The organism is Kitasatospora sp. NPDC042419 (genome assembly GCF_056437345.1).
Window position 1 is genome coordinate 37,686 of record NZ_JBWKAW010000014.1, and the last position, 21,813, is coordinate 59,498.

Below are 21,813 nucleotides of genomic sequence, written 5' to 3' on the forward strand. Positions count from 1 at the left end.
GACCCCGCGCCGTACTCCCATGCTGTAGGGCGCGGGGACCGGCCGACGGCCGTTCGACCCGCCACCCGCCGGCCGGGACCGCGGACCGGACCCGCGCCGGAACCGCCGGCCGGGACCGCAGAGCAGGACCGCCCACACGACACCCGACCAGAGGGAGCAGCCAGTGACGTCGTCCCCGCCCGAGGAGAACGCCGCCCCGGTGGAGGCGGCCGCCCCGGTGGGCGCGGCCGACGGAGCCGCCGCCGAGCCGCCGGCCCGGCCGCTGGAGACCGCCGTCTTCACCGGCCCCGAGTCGGCCTTCTTCGCCACCTCCACGCTGATCCTCGGCGAGCGCACCGCGATCCTGGTCGACGCCCAGCTCACCCGCAGCGCCGGCCGCGAGCTGGCCGAGTGGGTGGCCGGCAAGGGCCGCCGGCTGCTCGCCATCGTGGTCACCCACCACCACCCCGACCACTACTTCGGTGCCGAGGAGGTGCTCCGGCTCTTCCCCGAGGCCCAGCTGCTGGCCGCGCCCCCGGTGGTGGACGGCATCCTGCGCACCGCCGCGGCCAAGGTCGCCCAGTGGAAGCCGGTCTTCGGGGACGACATCCCGGACCACCCGCTGGTGCCGGCCCCGCTGCTGCCCCAGCCGCTGATGGTCGACCGGCAGGTGATCCGGGTGCTGCTGCTCGGCCAGGGCGACTGCGACGGCTCCACGGTGGTCCACGTGCCGAGCACCGGCACCGTGGTCGGCGGTGACTTCGTCTACAACGGCACCCACGTCTGGACCGCCGACACCACGCCGGAGCAGCGCACCGAGTGGACGCGCAACCTCGGCCGGATCGCCGAACTCGGTGCCGAGCGGGTGATCGCCGGGCACCGGGCGCCCGGGCAGGGCGACGACGCGGCCAGGGTGCTCGCGTTCACCGGCGAGTACCTGCAGGACTTCGACCGGCTGCTGGCCGAGTTCCCGGACGACCCGGAGGCGCTGGCAGCCGCGGTGAACGAGAGGTACGGGGAGCTGACCCTGCCGGCCGTACTGGAGCTGAGCGCCGCCGCCAACACGGCGCGGGCGGCGGCGGCCGCGGCGGCCGCAGTGGAGCCGGGGGAGCCGGGGGAGGCGGACGCGCCGGAGGAGTCCGGTGCCCGGCCGGACGGTCCCGCGAAGGACTCCGGGAACGGGGCGGGCGGGGCCTGACCGGCCCGGCGGATACTGGCGGCATGACGCCGTACGACGTGATCGTCCCGGCCGGCGGCGCCGCCCGCAGGCTCGGCGGGGCGGACAAGCCCGGCCTGACCGTGGGGGAGACCACCCTGCTGGACCGGGTGCTCGCCGCCTGCGCCGGGGCCCGCACCACCGTGGTGGTCGGCCCGGCCCGGCCCACCGCCCGCCCCGGCGTCCGGTGGACCCGGGAGCGACCGCCCGGCGGCGGGCCGGTGGCCGCCGTCGCCGCGGGCCTGGCCGAGACCACCGCCGACCTGGTGCTGCTGTTCGCCGCCGACCTGCCGTTCCTCGACGAGCGGACCGTCCACAGGCTGGCCGCCGCGCTCGACGACGCCGGCCCGGACACCGAGGCGGTCGTCCTGGTCGACGCCGGGGGCCGCGACCAGCCGCTCGCCGCCGCCTACCGGTCGGCCGCCCTGGAGGCCGCACTGGCCGCCGCCGGCGACCCCGCCGGGCTGCCGCTGCGCCGCCTGACCGGAGGCCTGCGCACCCTCCGGCTGGCCGACACCGACGACGTCACCTACGACTGCGACACCTGGGAGGACCTCGCCCGGGCCCGCGAACGGGACGCCCCCTGACCTCCGCTCACGGCCGCCCGCACCGCGTCGTGAGCGAAACGACGCGCGCCGCTCACCGGGCAAACATGCCGGGGAAACCGCCGATCAGGCAGCATGGGGCCCATGGAGCGCACGCTGGATGACTGGATCGCCGAGGTCCGGGCCGAGCTGGACATCGACCTGGACGTCGACGTCCACGGACTGCTCGACCTGGCCCGGGTGGTCGCCCACGGGGTGGCCCGGCCCGCCGCGCCGCTGACCGCCTTCCTGATCGGCTACGCGGCGGCCCAGCGGGGCGGCGGCCCCGAGGCCGTCGCCGAGGCGGCCCGGCGGACCGCCGCCCTCGCCGAACGGTGGACGGCGCAGGACGCCGCGCCGGGGCAGCCGTGAGCGCGGTGGAGGAACTCGCCGTGCTCGACCAGCCGCCGGCCCCCGCCCGTCCGACGAGCTGGGCGCGGGCCCGCGAGACCGCCCGCCGGGCAGGCCGGACCGCGCTGCCGCCGCTGCGCCTGCCGCTGGGCGAGGCGCTCGACCACACCCTCGCCGAGCCGCTCGCCGCGCTCACCGACCTGCCCGCCTTCGACACCTCGGCGATGGACGGCTGGGCCGTCGCCGGCCCCGGCCCCTGGCGGGTCGCCGGCCGCCAGCTGGCCGGGCGGCCGGCCACCGGACCGCTGGCCGACGGCGCCGCCGTGGAGATCGCCACCGGTGCCCAGCTGCCGCCCGGGGCCACCGCCGTACTCCGCCGTGAGCACGGCGAGCCGGCGGGGACGCTGCTGCACGACCGCACCCCCGGCTCGCTGACCACCGGCCAGGACGTCCGCCCGCGCGGCCAGGAGTGCCGGCTGGGCGAGCCGCTGCTCCCGGCCGGCACCCCGGTCGGCCCGGCCGTGCTGGGCCTGGCCGCCGCCTGCGGCCACGACCTGCTGGCCGTCCGCCGCCGTCCGGTGGTCGAACTGCTGGTGCTCGGCGACGAACTGCTCGACTCCGGGCTGCCCCGGCCCGGGCTGGTCCGGGACGCGCTCGGCCCGCTGCTGCCGCCGTGGCTGCGCGCGGCCGGCGCCGAGACCGGTGAACCGCGCGCCGTCCGCGACGACTTCGGCCTGCTGCGGGACGCCCTGCGGCACTCCACCGCCGACGTGGTGGTCACCACCGGAGGGACGGCCGCCGGCCCGGTGGACTTCCTGCACCGGGCGCTCGCCGAGGTCGGCGCCCGGCTGCTGGTGGACGGGGTCGCCGTCCGCCCGGGCCACCCGATGCTGCTCGCCGAACTGCCCGGCGGCCGCCACCTGGTGGGCCTGCCCGGCAATCCGCTGGCCGCGGTGGCGGGGACGGTCACGCTCGCCCTGCCGCTGCTGCACGGGCTGGCCGGCCGGTCCACCGCCCGCCCGGTCCTGGCGGCCGCCGTCGACGCCCTGCCCGGGCACCCGGTGGACACCCGGCTGCTGCCGGTCCGGCGCACCGACCGGGGCGTCGTCCAACTTCCCTACGACGGACCGGCGATGCTCCGCGGTCTGGCCCGGGCCGATGCGCTCGCGGTGGTGCCGCCCGGCGGCGCGGCGCCCGGCGAGCCGGTCGAGCTGCTGGAGGCACCGTGAGCATCCGACGCAGGCGCGAGCGGTTCCCCGGTCCGCTCACTCCAGGGACGGAGCCCTGGGCGGACGCCGGGATCGTGCTGCCGGCCCGGCGGTCGGCGCCGGCCGTCCGGCAGGTCGGCTTCCGGCTGCTGATCGCGCTGGCCGTGCTGGTGGCCACCACGCTGATCGTCTGGGTGGACCGCGACGGCTACAACGACAACGCCGGGGGCGGGTTGAGCTTCGTCGACGCGGCGTACTACGCCACCGTGACGCTCTCCACCACCGGGTACGGGGACATCACCCCGTACAGCGAGGGCGCCCGGCTCACCAACATCTTCGTGATCACGCCGCTCCGGGTGCTCTTCCTGATCATCCTGGTCGGCACCACCCTTGAGGTGCTCACCGAACGCACCCGTCAGCAGTGGCGGTTGAACCGCTGGAGGTCCACCGTGCGCGAGCACACCGTCGTGATCGGCTACGGCACCAAGGGCCGCAGCGCGGTCGACACGCTGCTCGGCCAGGGGGTGCGCAAGGACGAGATCGTGGTGGTCGACCCGCAGCGCAAGGTGATCGACCAGGCCGCCCAGCACGGACTGGTCGGCGTGGTCGGCGACGCCACCCGGGCCGACACCCTGATCCGGGCCGGACTGCCCACGGCCTCCCGGGTGGTGGTCGCGCCGGAGCGGGACGACACCGCCGCCCTGGTCACCCTGACGGCTCGTCAGCTCACCAGGTCGGCCACCATCGTCGCCGCCGTCCGGGAGGACGAGAACGCGCCGCTGCTCCGCCAGAGCGGCGCGAACGTCGTGGTCACCAGCTCCAGTTCGGCCGGCCGGCTGCTCGGGATGTCGATGCTCAGCCCGCACGCCGGCGAGGTCATGGAGGACCTGCTGACCTACGGCAACGGCCTGGACGTGTACGAGCGCCCGGTCACCCGGGCCGAGGCCGGGCACAGCCCGCGCGAGTGCGAGGACCTGGTGGTGGCGGTGGTCCGCGGCAGCCGGGTGATCAACTACACCGAGCCGGAGGCGCGGACGCTCCAGCTCACCGACCGGGTGATCGTCATCAAGGGTCCCGGCGGCGCGTAGGGTCGGGCAGCATGAGTGATCGACCGCAGCTCCCGTTCGGCACGTTCGAGTCCGTCACGCCCGCCCTGGAGGCGGGTGGACTACTGGCCGGCCCGGTGGCGGACGCCCTGAAGAACTGGGACGACCGGGAGGCTGCCCGGTCCGTGCTCTACGTGGACACCGACCCGGAGAAGGCCGACACCGCCGTCTTCTGCGAGACCTACGGCGTACCGCTGGAGGCCTCGGCGAACTGCGTGGTGGTCGCCGCCAAGCGCGGCGGTGAGACCACCCTGGCGGCCTGCCTGGCGCTGGCGACCACCCGGGTGGACGTCAACCGGGCCGTCCGCAGGCACCTGGAGGCCCGCAAGGCGTCGTTCGCGCCGATGGACGCGGCCGTCGCCGGGAGCGGCATGGAGTACGGCGGCATCACGCCGGTCGGCCTGCCCGCCGACTGGCCGCTGCTGGTCGACGAGGCGGTGGCCGCGACGCCGTACGTGCTGGTGGGCAGCGGGCGGCGGCGGGGCAAGCTGATCCTGCCGGGCCGGGTGCTGGCCGCGCTGCCGGGCGCCGTGGTGCTCCCGGAACTGGCCGGATAGGGCGTGTCCCGGGCCGGTCCGCGCGGGGTGGCGCGGAGTAGCGTCGGGATCATGCATGCGATGACGATTCCTGAGCCCGGCGGACCCGACGCGCTGGTCTGGGCCGAGGTGCCGGATCCGGTGCCCGGTGAGGGCGAGGTCCTGGTCGAGGTGGCGGCGACCGCCGTCAACCGCGCCGACCTGCTCCAGCGGCAGGGCCTCTACAACCCGCCGCCCGGCAGCTCGCCCCACCCCGGTCTGGAGTGCGCGGGGCGGATCACCGCCCTGGGCCCCGGGGTGGCCGGGTGGGCGGTCGGCGACGAGGTCTGCGCGCTGCTGGTCGGCGGCGGGTACGCGGAGCGGGTGGCCGTCCCGGTCGGGCAGCTGCTGCCGGTGCCGAAGGGGCTGACCCCGGAGCAGGCCGCCGCGCTGCCCGAGGTCGTCTGCACGGTCTGGTCCAACGTCTTCCTCACCGCCCACCTGCGGCCGGGCGAGACCGTGCTGCTGCACGGCGGCGCCAGCGGCATCGGCACGATGGCGATCCAGCTGGCCAAGGCGGTCGGCGCGCGGGTGGCGGTGACGGCGGGCAGCGCCGAGAAGCTGGCCCGGTGCGCGGAGCTGGGCGCCGACATCCTGATCGACTACCGGGAGCAGGACTTCGTCGAGGTGCTCCGGGAGGCCACCGGCGGGGTCGGCGCGGACGTGATCCTGGACATCATGGGCGCCAAGTACCTGCAGCGGAACGTGGACGCGCTGGCGGTCAACGGCCGGCTGGTGATCATCGGGCTGCAGGGCGGGGTGCAGGGCGAGCTCAACCTCAACACGCTGCTGCGCAAGCGCGGTGCGGTGATCGCCACCAACCTGCGGGGGCGGCCGCTCGCCGAGAAGGCGGCGATCGTGGCGGCCGTGCGGGAGCACGTCTGGCCCCTGGTCGAGTCGGGGGTGGTGAAGCCGGTGGTCGACCGGGTGCTGCCGCTGGCCGACGCGGCCGCCGCGCACCGGGCGCTGGAGGCCGGCGAACAGGTCGGCAAGGTGGTGCTGCGGGTCTGAGGCGGATGCCGGCCGGGGCGCAGGGCCGGAGCCGCAGGGCCGCAGGCGGGCCGGAGCGGGCAGGGGTACGGCGGGGTGATTGGGCGGCCCGGATGCGATCGTCCGAAATGCCCTGAATGCCGGATTGTGTGAGTCTGGTCGAGAGCTGTCCCGCCGCCGATCCCGCCCCGCGCGGTCGGCCGTCGCGGAAGGACCTCGACCGTGGCCGCACCTTCGCACGCGTTCCTCGGGCCGTTGCCCGCAGCGTTGTCGCACCGCCGTTCCCGCCGCGCCGGGCGCATCCGCGCCCGGCGCGCCGAGCGGTGCTCGCGGCGGCTGCTGGTGGTGGCGGTACTCGGCCTCGCCGTACCGCTGGCTGCCCCGGCGGCGGTCGCCGTCCCCGCCGGGCCCGGTACCTCCGCCGCGCGCGCCGCCGTGACACCGACCGCCGCCGTGCCGCCGACCGTCCCCGTGCCGCCGACCGTCCCCGTGGCGCCAGCCGTCCCCGTGGCGCCGTCCGCCTCCGCCGAGGAGGACGGGCCCGTCGAGGCGGACGGACCCACCGAGACCGAGGGGCCCACCGGGGCCGACGGTCCGGGCGTGCCGTCGGAGCCGGGCGCGCTCCCGACCCGGGGCGGGTCGGGGCGCTCCGGATCGCCCTCCCCGGTCCCGGCGGAACCGTCCGCCGCGTCCACCGCCGGGGCCACCGCCGCGACCAGCGCCCCGGTCGCCGCCGTGACCTCGTCCGGAGCCTCCGCCGGGCCCGCACCGGCCGCGTCCGGGCCGGTCTCCACGGCACCCGCCGCCTCCGCGCCGGCCGTTCCGGAACCCGCCCACGCCGCCTCCCCGGAGCCGCAGCCGCAGCCGCAGTCCCAGCCGGGCCCGGAGCCGCAGTCGCAGCCGGGACCGGAGCCGGCCGCCTCCGGTCCCGCGCCCTCGGCCGCGCCGAGCACGCCGCCCGCCCCCGCGGCGTCCGCGAGCGCCGTCACGACCACGGTCGCCGACGGCCTCACCCCCGCCGCCGTGGCGCCGCCGCAGGACCAGGGCGTCCACCCCCGGCCCGCCGGCGGCGGGCTCCGGGCCGACCGGGTCCACGGGTGGTACCGGCACGGTCCGGGACCGGCGCCCGAACGGGTGCGGTCCGCTCCGGAGCGCGGCCGGGAGCAGTCCGTCGAGCAGGCCCCCGACCGGCCGGTCGAGGCCGAGTCGGCCGAGGCCGGGGGCCCGGCCGATTCCGCCGACACCACGGGGAGCTCGGCGCTGGCGCTGGGCCGGCCCGACCCGCAGGCCGTGGCGGCGCCGGCCGTGCTGCCCGCCCGCTGGCGCGACGCCTCCACGCTCCAGCTGCCGCTCGGAGCCGGCCTCGGGCTGATCGGGTGCGGACTGGGCCTGATCGGCATCCGGCTGCGCAGGGGCTGAGCGGCGGCCACCGGGCGGGCAGCTGCCCGCCCGGTGGCCGCCGGGTGCGCCGGGTCCCCGGCACGTCCGGATCCCCGGGCGAACTGAGTATTCGTACGGATACCGGCACCCCGCCCACGGGGCGTAGCGTCATGGGTGGGAAGGCGGCGGCGCCGGCGCGGCGGCCGGTGCCGGACCGGGGGCGGTGCGGTCGGGGCCCTCCACCCGACCAACCCCAGTGAGGGAGAATGTGGTTCATGACGAATCCGATGAACGAGCGCTCGTCCCAGGAGCTCTACCAGGGCATGGGCGGGCAGTCGCAGGACGGCCAGAAGGTGCTGATCGTCGGACCGGACGGGCTGCCGGTGGGCCAGGGGATGGCCGGCTCGCTGGGCGACGACGGTGACGGCCCGCGTGAACTGCCGGTGACCGAGATGGTCGAGCAGCCCGCCAAGGTCATGCGGATCGGCAGCATGATCAAGCAGCTGCTGGAGGAGGTCCGGGCCGCTCCCCTCGACGAGGCCAGCCGGGCCCGGCTGAAGGACATCCACGCCAGTTCGATCAAGGAGCTTGAGCTCGGTCTGGCGCCCGAGCTGGTCGCCGAGCTGGAACGGCTCTCGCTGCCGTTCACCGAGGACTCGATCCCGACCGAGGCCGAGCTGCGGATCGCGCAGGCACAGCTGGTGGGGTGGCTGGAGGGCCTGTTCCACGGCATCCAGACGGCCCTGTTCGCGCAGCAGATGGCGGCGCGGGCGCAGCTGGAGCAGATGCGTCGGGCGCTGCCGCCCGGTCTGCACGGCGGCGAGCCGGAGGGCGACGAGCCGGGCGAGGGCCGCGGCATCCGTTCCGGCCCGTACCTGTAGAACGCGGGGAGACCGCAGGACCGGGGCGGCACCACGGCGCGGAGCGCCGCAGGGCCGTCCCGGGAATCACCGGGGGACCACCGCGGCACCACTGCGGGACCACCGGGGGACCACCGCGGGACCGGCGGGCCGCGGCACCGCCCAGGCCGTCACGGCATCGGGCGTACCACGACGACCCGGTGTCGAACGCACTACCGGCCGGTCCCGGGTCCCAGACCGGACACAGTGTCGGCCCTGGGCCGATCACCGGCGCCGCGAGCCGATACCCTGGGCCCCTGTCGCAGGCCGGGCGAGCGCCGCGACAGGGGTAGGGCAGGCCAGCGGGCCGGGCCCGGACACGTACGGACGAGACCGAACGTCACGGCCGCGGCGGCACCGCCGCGCCGAGGGGGAGCAGAGGACCATGAGCGAGCACGGCAACGCGGAGGTCGAGGGCTACTCCCTGGGCAACGGCCGGTACGTGCTGCAGCGGGTGCTGGGCGAGGGCGGCATGGCCTCCGTGCACCTCGCCTACGACAACGTGCTGAAGCGGTCGGTGGCGCTGAAGAGCATGCACGCCGAGCTCGGCCGGGACGAGTCGTTCAAGGAGCGGTTCCGCCGTGAGGCGCAGGCCGTGGCCCGGCTGGAGCACGAGAACATCGTCCGGGTCTACGACACCGGTGAGGACGTCGCCCCCGACGGCTCCACCACGCCGTACATCGTGATGCAGCTGGTCGACGGCAAGGGCCTGCGGGACGCGATCAACGAGGCGGTCGCCCAGCACGGCGCGATGCCGGTCGAGGAGGCGCTGCGGGTCACCGTCGGCGTGCTGAACGCCCTGGAGGCCTCGCACGACCAGGGCCTGGTGCACCGTGACATCAAGCCCGGCAACGTCATGTTCGACCGCAAGGGCGTCGTCAAGGTCATGGACTTCGGCATCGCCCGGGCGCTGGAGACCGGCGTCACGTCGATGACCCAGACCGGCATGGTGGTCGGCACCCCGCAGTACCTCTCGCCCGAGCAGGCGCTGGGCAAGCCGGTGGACGCCCGCTCCGACCTCTACTCGGTCGGGGTGATGCTCTTCGAGATGATCACCGGTCAGCTGGTCTTCGACGGCGACTCGGCGTTCTCGATCGCCTACAAGCACGTCCAGGAGGAGCCGCCGGCGCCGTCCACGCTCAACCGGGCGCTCAACCCGGCGGTCGACGAGTTCGTCGCCACCGCGCTGCGGAAGGACCCGGCGCACCGGTTCCCGAGCGCGGCCGCGATGCGGGACGAGGCCGAGCGGCTGATCGCGGCGGCCAAGGGCGGCGGCAGCCCCCTGGCGGCCAGCTCCCCGCTGGTGATCACCGACGGTCCGCGTTCGGTGCACGCCGCTCCGCCGGCGCCGCAGGCCCCGCAGACGCCGCAGCCGTTCCACCAGCCGCAGCCGCAGGCCTACCAGACGCCGCCGCCGGCGTTCCAGACTCCGCAGCCGCCGTTCCCGCAGCAGGCGCACACCCCGCCGCCGCAGCCGCAGGCCTACCAGACGCCGCCGCCGGCGTTCCAGACGCCGCAGCCGTTCCCGCAGGCGCACACCCCGCCGCCGCAGCCGATGCCGCCGTTCCAGCCGGCCCCCGCGTCGAACAGCGGCGGCTGCTCCACGGCCGCGGTGATCATCGGCATCATCGTCGGGGTGATCGTGCTGGCGGTCATCATCATCGCGATCGTGGTCAACCGGGCCAACAACGGCTCCGGCTCCGGGTCGACCTCGCGCAGCTCGGAGCGGACCGCGACCGTGCTCCACGCGGACGGTCCGGCCGACCGGAATGGCCTGCTCTGACGCGTTCCGTCCGGATCGGGCGTGCTACGGGGGCAGGTCGGAAGCGGTAGCGTTCGGGGACACGAGGCGACAGGGCACCGCGATCCGAGCGAAGGCCCGGGGCGAGGAGCGATGGCACAGACGCAGCAACCGGACGACGACGGGGGGGCCTGGGCGCCCGGTGCGGCCGGCGGGGCCCCGAGGACGCCGGACACCGGTAGCGACGCCGCCACCTCCGCGCTCCCGCCGTTCGGTGGCCCGCAGACGCCGGGCCGTGGCACCGCCGCCCCGCTGGGGACGGTCGGCGACGGCCGCTACCGGCTGACCCACCGGCTCGGCCGGGGCGGCATGGCCGAGGTGCTCGCAGCCCAGGACGTCCGGCTCGGCCGGACCGTGGCGGTCAAGCTGCTCCGCGGCGAGCTCGCCCAGGACGAGATCGCCCGGCTCCGTTTCACCCGCGAGGCGCACGCCGTCGCGGCGCTCAACCACCACGCGATCGTCTCGGTGTACGACACCGGCGAGGAGTACGTCGGCGAGGAGTCGACGCCGTACATCGTGATGGAGCTGGTCGAGGGCCGGACCGTCCGCGAGCTCCTGGTGGACGAGGCGGAGCCGCCGGTCGACCAGGCGCTGCTCATCATCGCCGGGGTGCTGGAGGCGCTCGCCTACAGCCACCGGCACGGCATCGTGCACCGTGACATCAAGCCGGCCAACGTGATCATCACGACCACCGGCGCGGTCAAGGTGATGGACTTCGGCATCGCCCGCGCGCTGACCGGCACCGCCTCCACCATGACCCAGACCGGCATGGTCATGGGCACCCCGCAGTACCTCTCGCCCGAGCAGGCGCTCGGCAAGCCCGTCGACCACCGCTCCGACCTGTACGCGGCCGGCTGCATGCTCTACGAGCTGCTGACGCTGCGCCCGCCGTTCACCGGCGACACCCCGCTCTCGGTGGTCTACCAGCACGTCCAGGACATGCCGGTGCCGCCCTCGCAGGCGAACCCGCGGGTGCCGGCGGCGCTCGATCCGCTGGTGCTGCGCTCGCTCGCCAAGAACCCGGACGACCGCTTCCAGGACGCCGACGAGTTCCGCGCGCACCTGGAGCACGCGCTGCGCGAGCTGCACGGCGGCACGGGTGCCTGGGCGGCCGGTTCCGCGGCCGCCGGGCTGGCCGCGGCCGGGCAGGGCCACGGCGTGCCGATGACCGGCACGGACGAGACCGCGGTGCTCGGGGCGGGCATCCCCGGCGACCCGACGGCGATGCTGCCGTACCAGGTGCCGGGCGGCCCGCAGACCCCGTCCGCGCCCTACCCGGCGGTCGGCGGACCGTACGGCGGCGGTGGTGACGGGACCGGTGGCGGCGGTGGCGGTGACGGGCACGGACACGGGCGCGGCGACTCCGGTCGGCGCGGGCCGTGGCGCTGGGTCGCCGGCCTCGCGGCGGTGATCGTCGCGTCCGGTGTCGGCATCGCGCTGGCGCTCAGCGGCGCGGACGACGGCAAGGGCGGCGACCCGGGCGACACCACGCCGCCGCCCGGTGTGGTGTCGACCTCGCCGGAGGCCACCACGCCCACCACGGGCGGCTCCGTGACCACGGCCCCGACCACCCAGAACACCCGGCGCCCGCAGCAGCCGACCGACAACGGCAACACCAGCAACGGCGGCAACCAGAGCCAGCCGCCGGCCACCTCGGGCGGCAAGCACTCGCTGTCGCCGACCCCGAGCATGACCGGCAGCAAGCCGCCGACGGCCAGCACGACGCCGACCGGGACGGCGACCACCCCGCCCCCCACCGCCCCGACCACCGGGACGGGCGGCAGCGGGACGACCGCTCCGACCACGGCCCCGCCGGCGACCCAGCAGCCGGTGCCGACGACCCCGCCGGCCACGCAGCCGGCGGGCAACACCTCGCCGAAGCCGCCGGTCACGCCGCCGGTCACGCCGCCGCCGGCCGGCTGAGCCGCCGGGTCAGTTGGCGAAGGCGTCCAGGACCTGCTCGTACTCCTGGCACCACCACGCCAACTGGCCCGCCGAGGCGGGGTAGAGCGGGTCGGCCCGGTGGTCGGCCCGCTGGTAGCGCCACTGGAGCATCCAGAAGTCGTTCAGCCGCTCCCACCAGACCCGGTGCACGGCGGCGGCCAGGTGCTCGGCGGTGGCGGCCCCGGTGGCCCGGTACGACTGCGAGTAGTGCCGGACGCGGACGAGGTCCAGCACGCCGGTGGCCCGGTCGTTGAAGACCAGGGTGGCCGCGCGGACGGCCTCCTCGGCGCGCGGTTGGAGCCCGAGCTTGTCCCAGTCCAGGACTGCTGAGATCCGGTCGCCGTCGTGCAGCAGGTTGAGCCCGTGGAAGTCGCCGTGCGTCCAGCCGGTGGGCGGGGCGGTCTGCGGGACGGGCCGGCGGTGCGCGTGGTCGACGAGCAGCTCCAGCCGTTCGGTGAGCCGCCGCTCGACCAGGGCGTCCAGCTCGCCGTACGGGCGGTGCTCGCGGGCGTGCGACCGGAGTTCGCGGGCGAGCACGGAGCTGTCGAGGGGGTCGGCGCTGCGGTAGCCGGAGGGCTGGTCGACGGGGGCGCAGACGTCGTCGAGGGCGCCGTGCAGTCGGCCGAGCAGCGCGCCGAGGTCGTCGCACTGCGGCACGGAGAGCTCCGTACCGTGTCGGTGTCGGCCATCCACCCAGGGGAAGAGCGCGAACAGCCGGCCGCCGAACGCGGCCACGGTGCCGGTCCGTTCGGCGAGGGTGAGCGGGGGCGTGACGGGCAGCCCCAGGGTGGCGAGCGCGGCCATGGCGCGGTGGTGGCCGGTGACCGCCTCGCGGCCGGCGGTCGCGGCGTCGACGTAGCACTTCAGGAAGTAGGTGCCGGCCTCGGTGGTGACGCGGTAGCCCCGGTTCAGCAGGCCTTCGGCGACGGGTTCGGCGGTGAGCAGGCGGCCCACCCGGTAGCGGCGGAGGATCTCGGCGAGGGCTGCGTGCGGAACGGGCGGGCTGAGGGTTCCTATCGGCGGGGCCGAGAGGTCGGGGCGGGCTGGTGCACAGGCAAGGGTCTGGCTGAAAGTCACAGCCAGAGGTTAGGGCCCCCCGGCGGGGGTCCTTGACAAGTCGTCAGATATGTGCACCTGCCGGATCAGTGCTGGTGGTCCGCCTGGTGCCGTGCGACGAAGGCGGCCGCCTGGGTCCGCCGCTCCATCCCCATCTTGGCGAGCAGACTGGAGACGTAGTTCTTCACCGTCTTTTCCGCGAGGTGCAACTCGTTCCCGATCTGACGATTGGTCATCCCTTCGCCGATCAGGTCCAGAATGCGGCGCTCCTGCTTGGTGAGCTGGGCGAGTCGTTCGTCCTCCTTCTCGCCGCCGTCCCGGAGCCGGGCCAGCACCCTGCTGGTGGCCACCGGGTCGAGCAGCGACTTCCCGGCCGCGACGTCCCGCACGGCGGTGATCAGGTCGGTGCCGCGGATCGCCTTCAGCACGTAGCCGGAGGCCCCGGCCATGATCGAGTCGAACAGCGCCTCGTCGTCGGAGAAGGAGGTCAGCATCAGGCACTTGATCTCCGGCATCCGGGAGCGGATCTCCCGGCAGACCTCGACGCCGTTGCCATCCGGCAGCCGGACGTCGAGGACCGCGACGTCGGGGTGGACGGCCGGGATCCGGGTGAGGGCCTCGGCGGCGGTGCCGGCCTCGCCGACCACCTCGATGTCGTCCTCGACCGAGAGGAGTTCGTGGACGCCCCGCCGGACCACCTCGTGGTCGTCGAGCAGGAATACCCTGATTTGTCCGTTATCAGTCACTCGCAAAGCCTCCCATATCACCGTACGGAAGACCTATCGCCCGCACCAGGGCAGGGGTGCGATCCGGCCAGAGCGGGAGAAAGCGATGCCGGTAACCCCCTTACGCAGGAGCTCTCGCCCGGATAACGTGCGCAGGTGTCCTGAAGGCGACCGAATTGAGAGCTGCGCCACACCCGCAGTTGTCGGCACCCAACAACTAGGACGTCCTAGCGCAGACGCGCCGGGGGCGGACGCTGGGTAACGTTCTCGTGAGGGCGCCGTCGGAAGAGGAACACCACCTGCCCCGCAGTAGGTGCGCACACCCACGCGCGCCCCGCGGAGCGGTGACCGGACCGGTCACCGGCGACCCCGGGCGGCCGGACAGACCGAGGAGTGAACGTGACCGTCAAAAGCACGGCGAGGGCCCGCAAGAAGGCGGCCCCCGGCGTCCCTGAGACCCTCCGCGCCACGGGTACGGACGCCCAGCCGGAGCTCGTGCAGCTGCTCACCCCGGAAGGAGAGCGGGTCGAGCACCCGGACTACCCGCTCACCGTGGAGCCGGACGAGCTTCGCGCCCTCTACCGTGACCTGGTGCTGGTGCGCCGGTTCGACGCCGAGGCCACCTCCCTGCAGCGGCAGGGCGAGCTGGGCCTGTGGGCCTCGCTGCTCGGCCAGGAGGCCGCGCAGGTCGGTTCCGGGCGCGCGATGCGCCCCGGCGACTACGCCTTCCCGACCTACCGCGAGCACGGCGTCGCCTGGTGCCGCGACGTCGACCCGCTGAACCTGCTCGGCATGTTCCGCGGCGTGAACCACGGCGGCTGGGACCCGAACGAGAAGAACTTCCACCTCTACACCATCGTGATCGGCGCGCAGACCCTGCACGCCACCGGCTACGCGATGGGCATCACCAAGGACGGCTCCGACGACGCGGTCATCGCGTACTTCGGCGACGGTGCCTCCAGCCAGGGCGACGTCAACGAGGCCTTCACCTTCGCCTCGGTCTACAACGCGCCGGTGGTGTTCTTCTGCCAGAACAACCAGTGGGCGATCTCCGAGCCCACCACCACCCAGACCAAGATCCCGCTGTACCGCCGCGCCTCCGGCTTCGGCTTCCCGGGCGTCCGGGTCGACGGCAACGACGTGCTGGCCTGCCTGGCCGTCACCCGCTGGGCGCTGGAGCACGCGCGCAGCGGCAACGGCCCGGTCCTGATCGAGGCGTTCACCTACCGGATGGGCGCGCACACCACCTCCGACGACCCCACCCGCTACCGGCTCACCGAGGAGACCGAGGCCTGGAAGGCCAAGGACCCGATCAGCCGGCTGAAGGCCCACCTGGAGAAGCAGGGCCTCGCCGACGAGGAGTTCTTCGCCTCGGTCGACGCCGAGAGCGAGCAGCTCGGGCTGCGGGTGCGCGAGGGCGTGCGCAGCATGCCGGACCCGGACCCGACCCTGATCTTCGACCACGTCTACGCCGAGCCGCACACGCTGGTCGATGAGGAACGGGCCGGGTACGTCGAGTACGCGGCCTCCTTCGAGGCGGGGGAGAACCTCTGATGGCCGGTCAGCTCAGCATCGCCAAGGCGCTCAACGACGCCCTGCGGAAGTCGCTGGAGAACGACCCGAAGACCGTCCTGATGGGCGAGGACATCGGCAAGCTCGGCGGCGTCTTCCGGATCACCGACGGCCTGCAGAAGGACTTCGGCGAGGGCCGGGTGATCGACACCCCGCTCGCCGAGTCCGGCATCGTCGGCACCGCGATCGGCCTGGCCCTGCGCGGCTACCGCCCGGTGGTCGAGATCCAGTTCGACGGCTTCGTCTACCCGGCCTTCGACCAGATCGTCTCCCAGCTGGCCAAGATGCACGCCCGCGCGCTCGGGCACGTCAAGATGCCGGTCACCGTCCGCATCCCGTACGCGGGCGGCATCGGCGCGGTCGAGCACCACAGCGAGTCGCACGAGGCCTACTTCGCGCACACCGCCGGCCTGCGCGTGGTCTCCCCCTCGAACGCGCACGACGCGCACTGGATGCTGCGCCAGGCCATCGAGTCGGACGACCCGGTGATCTTCCTGGAGCCCAAGCGCCGCTACTGGGACAAGGGCGAGGTCGGCGAGGCCGCCGACCTGGGGCTGCACGACGCCCGGATCGTCCGTCCCGGCACCGACGCCACGCTGATCGCCTACGGGCCGATGGTCAAGGTCTGCCTGGAGGCCGCCGCGGCCGCCGAGGAGGACGGCCGCCGGCTGGAGGTCGTCGACCTGCGCTCGCTCTCCCCGGTGGACTTCGCCGCCCTGGAGGAGTCGGTCAAGCGCACCGGGCGCGGCATCGTGGTGCACGAGGCGCCGGTCTTCCTGGGCATGGGCGCCGAGCTGGCCGCCCGCCTCACGGAGCGCTGCTTCTACCACCTGGAGGCGCCGATCCTGCGGGTCGGCGGCTACCACGCGCCCTATCCGCCGTCCCGGGTCGAGGAGGCGTTCCTGCCCGACCTGGACCGCGTGCTCGACGCCGTCGACCGCGCGTTCGCCTACTGAGCGGGGAGCGAAGATGACCACCGAAGTTCGCTCGCTCCGCGAGTTCAAGATGCCCGACGTCGGCGAGGGCCTCACCGAGGCCGAGATCCTCAGCTGGTACGTCAAGCCCGGCGACACCGTGACGGACGGCCAGGTCGTCTGCGAGGTGGAGACCGCCAAGGCCGCCGTGGAGCTGCCGATCCCGTTCAACGGGGTCGTCGAGCAGCTGTTCTTCCCGGAGGGCGCGACCGTCGACGTCGGCACCGTGATCATCTCGGTCGCGGTGGCCGGGGAGGCGGGGGCTCCCGCGCCCGCTGCCGCCGCTCCGGCGGTTCCGGCCGCTGCGCCGGCCCCGGCCGCCGAGGCCGAGCCCGAGCGGCGCGAGGTGCTGGTCGGGTACGGTCCGCGGACCGGCGTCGCCCAGCGCCGGGCCCGTCGCACCACCGTGGTGGCGACCGCCGTCGCCACGGCGCCGGCCCCCGTCGCGGCTCCGGCCCCCGTCGTGGTGCCCGCGCCCGCGCCGGCACCCGAGCCGTCCGCCGCCGTCACCGGTGACCGCCCGCTGGCCAAGCCGCCGGTGCGCAAGCTCGCCAAGGACCTCGGGATCGACCTGCGGGCCGTCACCCCGACCGGCCCCGACGGCGTCATCACCCGCGAGGACCTGCACGCCCACGCGGCGGCGGCGACCGCTCCGGCAGCGGCCCCGGCCGAGGTCCCCGCGGAGGCCGCGCCCACCGAGCCGGCCGTCCCCGCACAGGTGGCCGTCCCGGCCGCGGGCGACGTCCGGGTGCCGATCAAGGGCGTCCGCAAGGCGACCGCGCAGGCGATGGTGGCCTCGGCCTTCACCGCCCCGCACGTCACCGAGTTCGTGCAGGTCGACGTCACCCGCACGATGAAGTTCGTCCGCCGGCTCAAGGAGAGCGGCGAGCTGGGCCGGGACGTCCGGGTCAGCCCGCTGCTGCTGGTCGCCAAGGCGCTGCTCACCGCGATCAAGCGCCACCCGGAGATCAACGCCCAGTGGGACGAGGCGGCCCAGGAGATCGTGATCAAGGGCCAGGTGAACCTCGGCATCGCCGCGGCCACCCCGCGCGGCCTGATCGTCCCCAACATCAAGGACGCGGGCGGCAAGACGCTCGCGGGCCTGGCGGTCTCGCTCGGCGAGCTGATCGACACCGCCCGTCAGGGGAAGACCTCGCCGAACGACATGCAGGGCGGCACGGTCACGATCACCAACGTCGGCGTCTTCGGCGTCGACACCGGCACCCCGATCCTCAACCCGGGGGAGGCGGCGATCCTCGCCTTCGGCGCGGTCCGGGAACTGCCCTGGGTGCACAAGGGCAAGGTGGTCCCGCGGCAGGTGACCACGCTGGCGCTCTCCTTCGACCACCGCCTGGTGGACGGGGAGCTGGGCTCCAAGGTGCTCGCCGACGTGGCGGGCGTCCTGGAGTACCCGAAGCGCCTGATCACCTGGGGCTGAGCCCCCGGTAAGGACATGGAAGGGCCCTGCCTCCGCACCGCCGTGCGGAGGCAGGGCCCTTCCGGTTTCCCGGGCGTCGGCCGCGGCCGGTCAGCGACGACCGGTGCGCAGCCGGCGCACGGAGACCAGGACGCCCGCGCCGGTGGCGGCGAGGCCCGCGGCGAGGGCGGCGAGCAGGCCGTTGGGGGTGCCGGCGCCGGTCTGGGCGAGCTCGGGGGTGCCGGCCGGCGCGGTGGTGGCGGGTGCGGCGGTGGGCGCGGCCGTCGGGGACGTCGGGGCCGCGGGGGCGGCGGGCACGGCCGCGGGAGCCTTGGCGGTGGGCTCGGTGCTCGGGGAGGCGGTCGGGGAGGCGGTCGGGGCCTGCGCGGCGGCGGCCGGCTTGGCGGCGGGCTTCGCGGGGGTGGGCTTCGCGGGAGCGGGCGTGGCCGTGGCGGCCGGCTTGGCGGCGGGCTTCGCGGGGGTCGGCTTCGCCGGAGCGGTCGGGGCCGGCGCGGTGGAACGGGCCACCTTCACGGTGCGGCTGCCCGCGGACGCCGCGGGGAAGCCCGGTGCCTTGGCACCCACGCTGACCTCGATCTCGGTCAGGTCCTTCGGGGCGTTCGCGGACAGGCTGATCCGGAACATGAAGTTCTCCTCCCGGCCGTCGCCGACCGTCCGGCTCGTCAGGGCGGAGTCGACCGTGTAGATCACCGGGTCGCAGCTGTGCCGCAGCGCGACGCGCTTCCAGACGCCCTTCTCGGCGACCTCGACGACGAAGTCCGACGGCCGGAGGTTGGTGGTGCCCGAGACCGGGTTGTACAGGCCGAGCACCGGCACGACGCGCTCGTACGGCGCGCCGGTGAAGTTGCTGATCCAGGTGTTGACCTCCAGCTTGGCACCGCCCGGGGTGATGGTTCGGGCGTTCGAGGCCAGGTGGAAGGCGGCGATGAGGCTGCCGTCGTGCGCGGCGGCCGGTGCCGCGGGGGCCGCCGGGGCGGCGGCCCGGGCCTGCTGACCGTCCCCGCAGGCCCAGGAGGTGTCGGCGGTCACCAGCTGGACCGAGCCGGCGAGGACGGCGGTGGCGGCGAGGGTGGCGAGGCGGCGGCCGGAGAGCGAACGGGCGTTCTTCGCGAATGCGGTGATAACGGACTTGCTCATGACGTGTCTCCCCAGGGGCCTGGTGATGCGGGTGTGTGAGGTGAAGGTGACCGGCCGTCCGCTTCTGCTGAGCGGCAGCGCCCCCCGGCCCTTGCCGGTCTCGCTCTCCGTGCCTTCATCCGTATAGACGTCCATCCCCGCCGGGGGTTGCAGGTGGGTTCAGAAGTTTTTTCGGAACGCTCCGAGCCACCCGGGGGACAGGAGCCTCCGGGATACTGCCGGGATGGCAGAGGAGCTGATAACCCGTTCGGCCGACGGTCGTACCGACCGCCCCGGGGAGCGCCGCTCGCTGCGCCGGGACGCCTCCGTCCCGGCGCTGCTGGCCGGACTGGTGTGCATCGTGGTGTCGTTCTCCGGACCGCTGGTCGTGGTGCTGGCGGCGGCCGCGGCCGGGCGGCTGGACCAGGCACAGACCGCCTCCTGGATCTGGGCGGTGGCCGTCGGCAGCGGGCTGACCTGCCTGCTGCTCAGCTGGTGGACCAGGACACCGGTGATCACCGCCTGGTCGACGCCCGGCGCCGCCCTGCTCGTGACCAGCCTCGGTGACTACCCCTACCGGGAGGCGGTCGGCGCGTTCCTGGTGAGCGCGGTGGTGGTGGCGCTGTTCGGGGTCACCGGGCTGTTCGGCCGGCTGATCGCCGCCGTCCCGGCCGGGATCGTCAACGCGATGCTGGCGGGCATCCTCTTCTCCTTCGGCGCCGGGATCTTCGGTGCCGTGAAGGGCGCGCCCGTCCTGGTGCTCGGCAGCCTCGCGGCCTTCCTGCTCGCCAAGCGGCTGTCCCCGCGGTACGCCGTCCCGGCCGCGCTGCTGGTCGGCGGGGTGCTGGCGGCCGTCACCGTCGGGCTTCCGCTGGAGGCCGGCCCGGGCGGGCCGACCCGGCCGGTGTTCACCGTGCCCGCGTTCGCCGGCCCGGCCATGGTGGGCCTGGCGCTGCCGCTCACCGTCGTCGCGCTGGCCTCGCAGAACGCGCCCGGCCTCGGGGTGATGCGGGCCTTCGGCTACCGGCCGGACGACCGGCTGCTGATCGGGGCCACCGGCGGGGTCTCCGCCCTGCTGGCGCCGTTCGGCTCACCCGGCATCAACCTGGCGGCCATCACCGCCGCCATCTGCGCCGGCCCGGAGAGCCACCCCGACCCCCGGCGTCGTTATGTCGCCGGGATGTCGGCGGGCCTGCTCTACCTGCTGGTGGGCAGCTTCGGCGGCGTCCTGGTGAGCCTGTTCACCGGGCTGCCGAAGGAGCTCGTCGCGGTGGTCGCGGGGGTGGCGCTGCTGGCCTCGCTGCAGGGCAGCCTGGCGGCGGCGGTGGCCGAGGAGCGCGGCCGGGACGCGGCGGTGGTGACCTTCCTGGCCACCGCCTCCGGGATGAGCCTGTACGGCATCGGCTCGGCGTTCTGGGGGCTGCTGTTCGGCCTCGCCACCCACCTGGTGCTGGAGGTGCGGCCGGGCCGGGCCGGCTGAGGTCACGGCCGGTGGTGATCATCCACCTGACAAGACTCATAGGTATGACTGGTGAGGTCCTCGTCGTTCGGCCAGGTCGGTGACTTTTGCGCTGATCGGTGAGGGCGACACGCCGGTCCGGGTACGTCTTCGCGTCCACCACCCGGGCGACGCCGGGTGACCGGAACGTCGAGGACGCACCCGTATGCCGCCTGGCAACCCTGGCCGGATCGTCCGGAGTCTGGCCGCGCTCGTGCTGGTGTCCACCGCCGTGCTCCCGGCGGCACTGGAACTGGTCGGCCCCTCACCGTTCGGGGTGATCGGACCCGGCGCCCCCGCCGACCGGGCGGTGCCGCCGCATGCCGCGCTCCGGGCCGACGCGCGCGCCGCCGGCACCGCGCCGACCGTCGACATACGGCGGACCGGTGACCCCGCCAACCGGATCACCCTCGTCCTGCTCGGCGACGGCTACACCACGGAGGAACAGGAGCTGTTCCGCGAACAGGCGGACCGCGCCTGGCACGCGCTGATGGAGATCGAGCCGTTCCGCAGCTACCAGGGGTTCTTCAACATAAGGCGGGTCGAGGTCGTCTCCCCGGTCTCCGGCATCGCCGAGACGGAGAACCGCGGCCGCCGGCCCGCCACCCCTCTCGGCATGCACTTCTGGTGCGAGGGCACCGCCCGGCTGCTCTGCGCCGACGAGGACGCCACCGCCCGCTACGCCGGCCGGGGCGACGGGCCGCAGTACCTGATCGCGCTCGCCAACTCCGGCGAGTACGGCGGCGCCGGCGGCACCGGGGTGACCACCCTGGCCGGCGGCAGCCCGGACGCGGGCCGGATCATCCAGCACGAGATAGGGCACACCGTCGGCGACCTCGGCGACGAGTACGACAGCGCGCCGGACGACGCCGACTACCCCAACCTCTCCGCCGAGGACGCCGAGGAGATGCGCCGCAAGCAGGTCAAGTGGTGGCGCTGGCTGGGCGCGGAGTCCCCGGACGGCGCCGGGACGATCGGGGCGTACCGCAGCGCCAACGGCGTCTACCGGCCCACGCCGGACTCCGTGATGCGGACCCTCGGCGGCGCGTACAACCTGCCCTCGCGGGAGGCGATCATCGAGGAGATCTACCGCCGGATCAGGCCGACGGACACCCCGGTGCCGCTCCCGGGCGACGTCACCGGGCGGCCCCGGCTGGACGTCCGGCCGCTGCCGCTGACCGGGGCCCGGCAGCTCCGGGTCGACTGGACGGTGGACGGGGTGGCGGTCGAGCCGCAGGCACCGGACCGCAGCTGGCTCGACACGGCGGTGCTGGCGCTGGAGCCGGGGCACAGCGCCACCGTCACCGCCACCGTCCGGGACACCACGGACTGGGTCCGCGACGAGGCCTTCCGGGACCGGTACATGACGCGGTCGGTCTCCTGGACGGTGGTCGGGTGAGG

The 21,813-nt window shown here is 74.9% G+C and carries 17 protein-coding genes and 1 pseudogene; 15 read left to right on the top strand and 3 right to left on the bottom strand.

Annotated elements, in window-relative coordinates:
- Positions 1-163 precede the first annotated feature (163 nt).
- The 10 genes and pseudogenes from AC067J_RS24640 (at position 164) to AC067J_RS24685 (ending at position 12,012) form a co-directional block, all read left to right on the top strand.
- Positions 164-1,177 (top strand): MBL fold metallo-hydrolase, encoded by a 1,014-nt coding sequence (locus AC067J_RS24640; protein ID WP_478302571.1) that lies wholly within the window; start codon positions 164-166, stop codon positions 1,175-1,177.
- A 23-nt stretch (positions 1,178-1,200) separates the two neighbouring features.
- Positions 1,201-2,151, top strand: a pseudogene (locus tag AC067J_RS24645) (NTP transferase domain-containing protein).
- The gene (locus AC067J_RS24650; protein WP_478302573.1) at positions 2,148-3,359 is read left to right on the top strand and encodes a molybdopterin molybdotransferase MoeA; all 1,212 of its coding nucleotides are present in this window, start codon (positions 2,148-2,150) and stop codon (positions 3,357-3,359) included. The pseudogene AC067J_RS24645 and the gene AC067J_RS24650 overlap by 4 nt, the downstream one beginning before the upstream one ends.
- A gap of 2 nt (positions 3,360-3,361) precedes the next feature.
- Complete coding sequence (locus AC067J_RS24655) at positions 3,362-4,426, top strand: potassium channel family protein (RefSeq protein WP_478302852.1); 1,065 nt, start codon at positions 3,362-3,364, stop codon at positions 4,424-4,426.
- An 11-nt stretch (positions 4,427-4,437) separates the two neighbouring features.
- A complete protein-coding gene (locus tag AC067J_RS24660) occupies positions 4,438-5,001 on the top strand; it encodes a YbaK/EbsC family protein (protein WP_478302575.1) in 564 nt (187 codons plus the stop codon).
- A 51-nt stretch (positions 5,002-5,052) separates the two neighbouring features.
- Positions 5,053-6,030 (top strand): NAD(P)H-quinone oxidoreductase, encoded by a 978-nt coding sequence (locus AC067J_RS24665; RefSeq protein WP_478302577.1) that lies wholly within the window; start codon positions 5,053-5,055, stop codon positions 6,028-6,030.
- 201 nt (positions 6,031-6,231) lie between these two features.
- Entirely contained in the window at positions 6,232-7,428 is a 1,197-nt protein-coding gene (locus AC067J_RS24670; RefSeq protein WP_478302579.1) for a hypothetical protein, read from the top strand.
- A gap of 236 nt (positions 7,429-7,664) precedes the next feature.
- Positions 7,665-8,270: a bacterial proteasome activator family protein gene (locus tag AC067J_RS24675; protein WP_478302581.1), complete on the top strand. Its 606-nt coding sequence runs from the start codon at positions 7,665-7,667 to the stop codon at positions 8,268-8,270.
- Between the two features lie 403 nt (positions 8,271-8,673).
- Positions 8,674-10,071, top strand: coding sequence for a protein kinase domain-containing protein (locus tag AC067J_RS24680; RefSeq protein ID WP_478302583.1), 1,398 nt, complete (start codon positions 8,674-8,676; stop codon positions 10,069-10,071).
- A gap of 111 nt (positions 10,072-10,182) precedes the next feature.
- On the top strand, positions 10,183-12,012 hold the full coding sequence (locus AC067J_RS24685) for a protein kinase domain-containing protein (RefSeq protein ID WP_478302585.1): 1,830 nt from the start codon (positions 10,183-10,185) through the stop codon (positions 12,010-12,012).
- Between the two features lie 9 nt (positions 12,013-12,021).
- Here AC067J_RS24685 and AC067J_RS24690 read toward each other — a convergent pair whose 3' ends face one another.
- Positions 12,022-13,110 (bottom strand): phosphotransferase, encoded by a 1,089-nt coding sequence (locus AC067J_RS24690; protein WP_478302587.1) that lies wholly within the window; start codon positions 13,108-13,110, stop codon positions 12,022-12,024.
- A gap of 65 nt (positions 13,111-13,175) precedes the next feature.
- The gene (locus tag AC067J_RS24695) at positions 13,176-13,835 is read right to left on the bottom strand and encodes a response regulator transcription factor (protein WP_327678979.1); all 660 of its coding nucleotides are present in this window, start codon (positions 13,833-13,835) and stop codon (positions 13,176-13,178) included.
- A 378-nt stretch (positions 13,836-14,213) separates the two neighbouring features.
- Here AC067J_RS24695 and pdhA point away from each other — a divergent pair, with 378 nt between their 5' ends.
- From pdhA to AC067J_RS24710, 3 genes are read left to right on the top strand one after another with little or no spacing between them, the layout of a single operon-like run.
- Positions 14,214-15,368 (top strand): pyruvate dehydrogenase (acetyl-transferring) E1 component subunit alpha, encoded by a 1,155-nt coding sequence (pdhA, locus tag AC067J_RS24700; RefSeq protein WP_478302589.1) that lies wholly within the window; start codon positions 14,214-14,216, stop codon positions 15,366-15,368.
- Entirely contained in the window at positions 15,368-16,342 is a 975-nt protein-coding gene (locus AC067J_RS24705) for an alpha-ketoacid dehydrogenase subunit beta (RefSeq protein WP_478302591.1), read from the top strand. The genes pdhA and AC067J_RS24705 overlap by 1 nt, the downstream gene beginning before the upstream one ends.
- Positions 16,343-16,355: 13 nt before the next feature.
- On the top strand, positions 16,356-17,798 hold the full coding sequence (locus AC067J_RS24710) for a dihydrolipoamide acetyltransferase family protein (protein ID WP_478302593.1): 1,443 nt from the start codon (positions 16,356-16,358) through the stop codon (positions 17,796-17,798).
- 90 nt (positions 17,799-17,888) lie between these two features.
- On the opposite strand, the gene AC067J_RS24715 is transcribed toward AC067J_RS24710, so the two are convergent.
- On the bottom strand, positions 17,889-18,935 hold the full coding sequence (locus tag AC067J_RS24715; RefSeq protein ID WP_478302595.1) for a hypothetical protein: 1,047 nt from the start codon (positions 18,933-18,935) through the stop codon (positions 17,889-17,891).
- Positions 18,936-19,158: 223 nt separating this feature from the next.
- Here AC067J_RS24715 and AC067J_RS24720 point away from each other — a divergent pair, with 223 nt between their 5' ends.
- Entirely contained in the window at positions 19,159-20,394 is a 1,236-nt protein-coding gene (locus AC067J_RS24720; protein WP_478302597.1) for a benzoate/H(+) symporter BenE family transporter, read from the top strand.
- Between the two features lie 184 nt (positions 20,395-20,578).
- Entirely contained in the window at positions 20,579-21,811 is a 1,233-nt protein-coding gene (locus tag AC067J_RS24725) for a M64 family metallopeptidase (protein WP_478302600.1), read from the top strand.
- Positions 21,812-21,813: the final 2 nt, after the last annotated feature.

Excerpts from the sequence above, each read along its gene's own strand:
- AC067J_RS24660 (WP_478302575.1), top strand. The coding sequence starts at position 4,438 with ATGAGTGATCGACCGCAGCTCCCGTTCGGCACGTTCGAGTCCGTCACG.
- AC067J_RS24665 (WP_478302577.1), top strand. The coding sequence starts at position 5,053 with ATGCATGCGATGACGATTCCTGAGCCCGGCGGACCCGACGCGCTGGTC.
- AC067J_RS24675 (WP_478302581.1), top strand. The coding sequence starts at position 7,665 with ATGACGAATCCGATGAACGAGCGCTCGTCCCAGGAGCTCTACCAGGGC.
- AC067J_RS24680 (WP_478302583.1), top strand. The coding sequence starts at position 8,674 with ATGAGCGAGCACGGCAACGCGGAGGTCGAGGGCTACTCCCTGGGCAAC.
- AC067J_RS24685 (WP_478302585.1), top strand. The coding sequence starts at position 10,183 with ATGGCACAGACGCAGCAACCGGACGACGACGGGGGGGCCTGGGCGCCC.
- AC067J_RS24705 (WP_478302591.1), top strand. The coding sequence starts at position 15,368 with ATGGCCGGTCAGCTCAGCATCGCCAAGGCGCTCAACGACGCCCTGCGG.
- AC067J_RS24710 (WP_478302593.1), top strand. The coding sequence starts at position 16,356 with ATGACCACCGAAGTTCGCTCGCTCCGCGAGTTCAAGATGCCCGACGTC.
- AC067J_RS24715 (WP_478302595.1), bottom strand. The coding sequence starts at position 18,935 with ATGAGCAAGTCCGTTATCACCGCATTCGCGAAGAACGCCCGTTCGCTC.
- AC067J_RS24720 (WP_478302597.1), top strand. The coding sequence starts at position 19,159 with ATGGCAGAGGAGCTGATAACCCGTTCGGCCGACGGTCGTACCGACCGC.
- AC067J_RS24725 (WP_478302600.1), top strand. The coding sequence starts at position 20,579 with ATGCCGCCTGGCAACCCTGGCCGGATCGTCCGGAGTCTGGCCGCGCTC.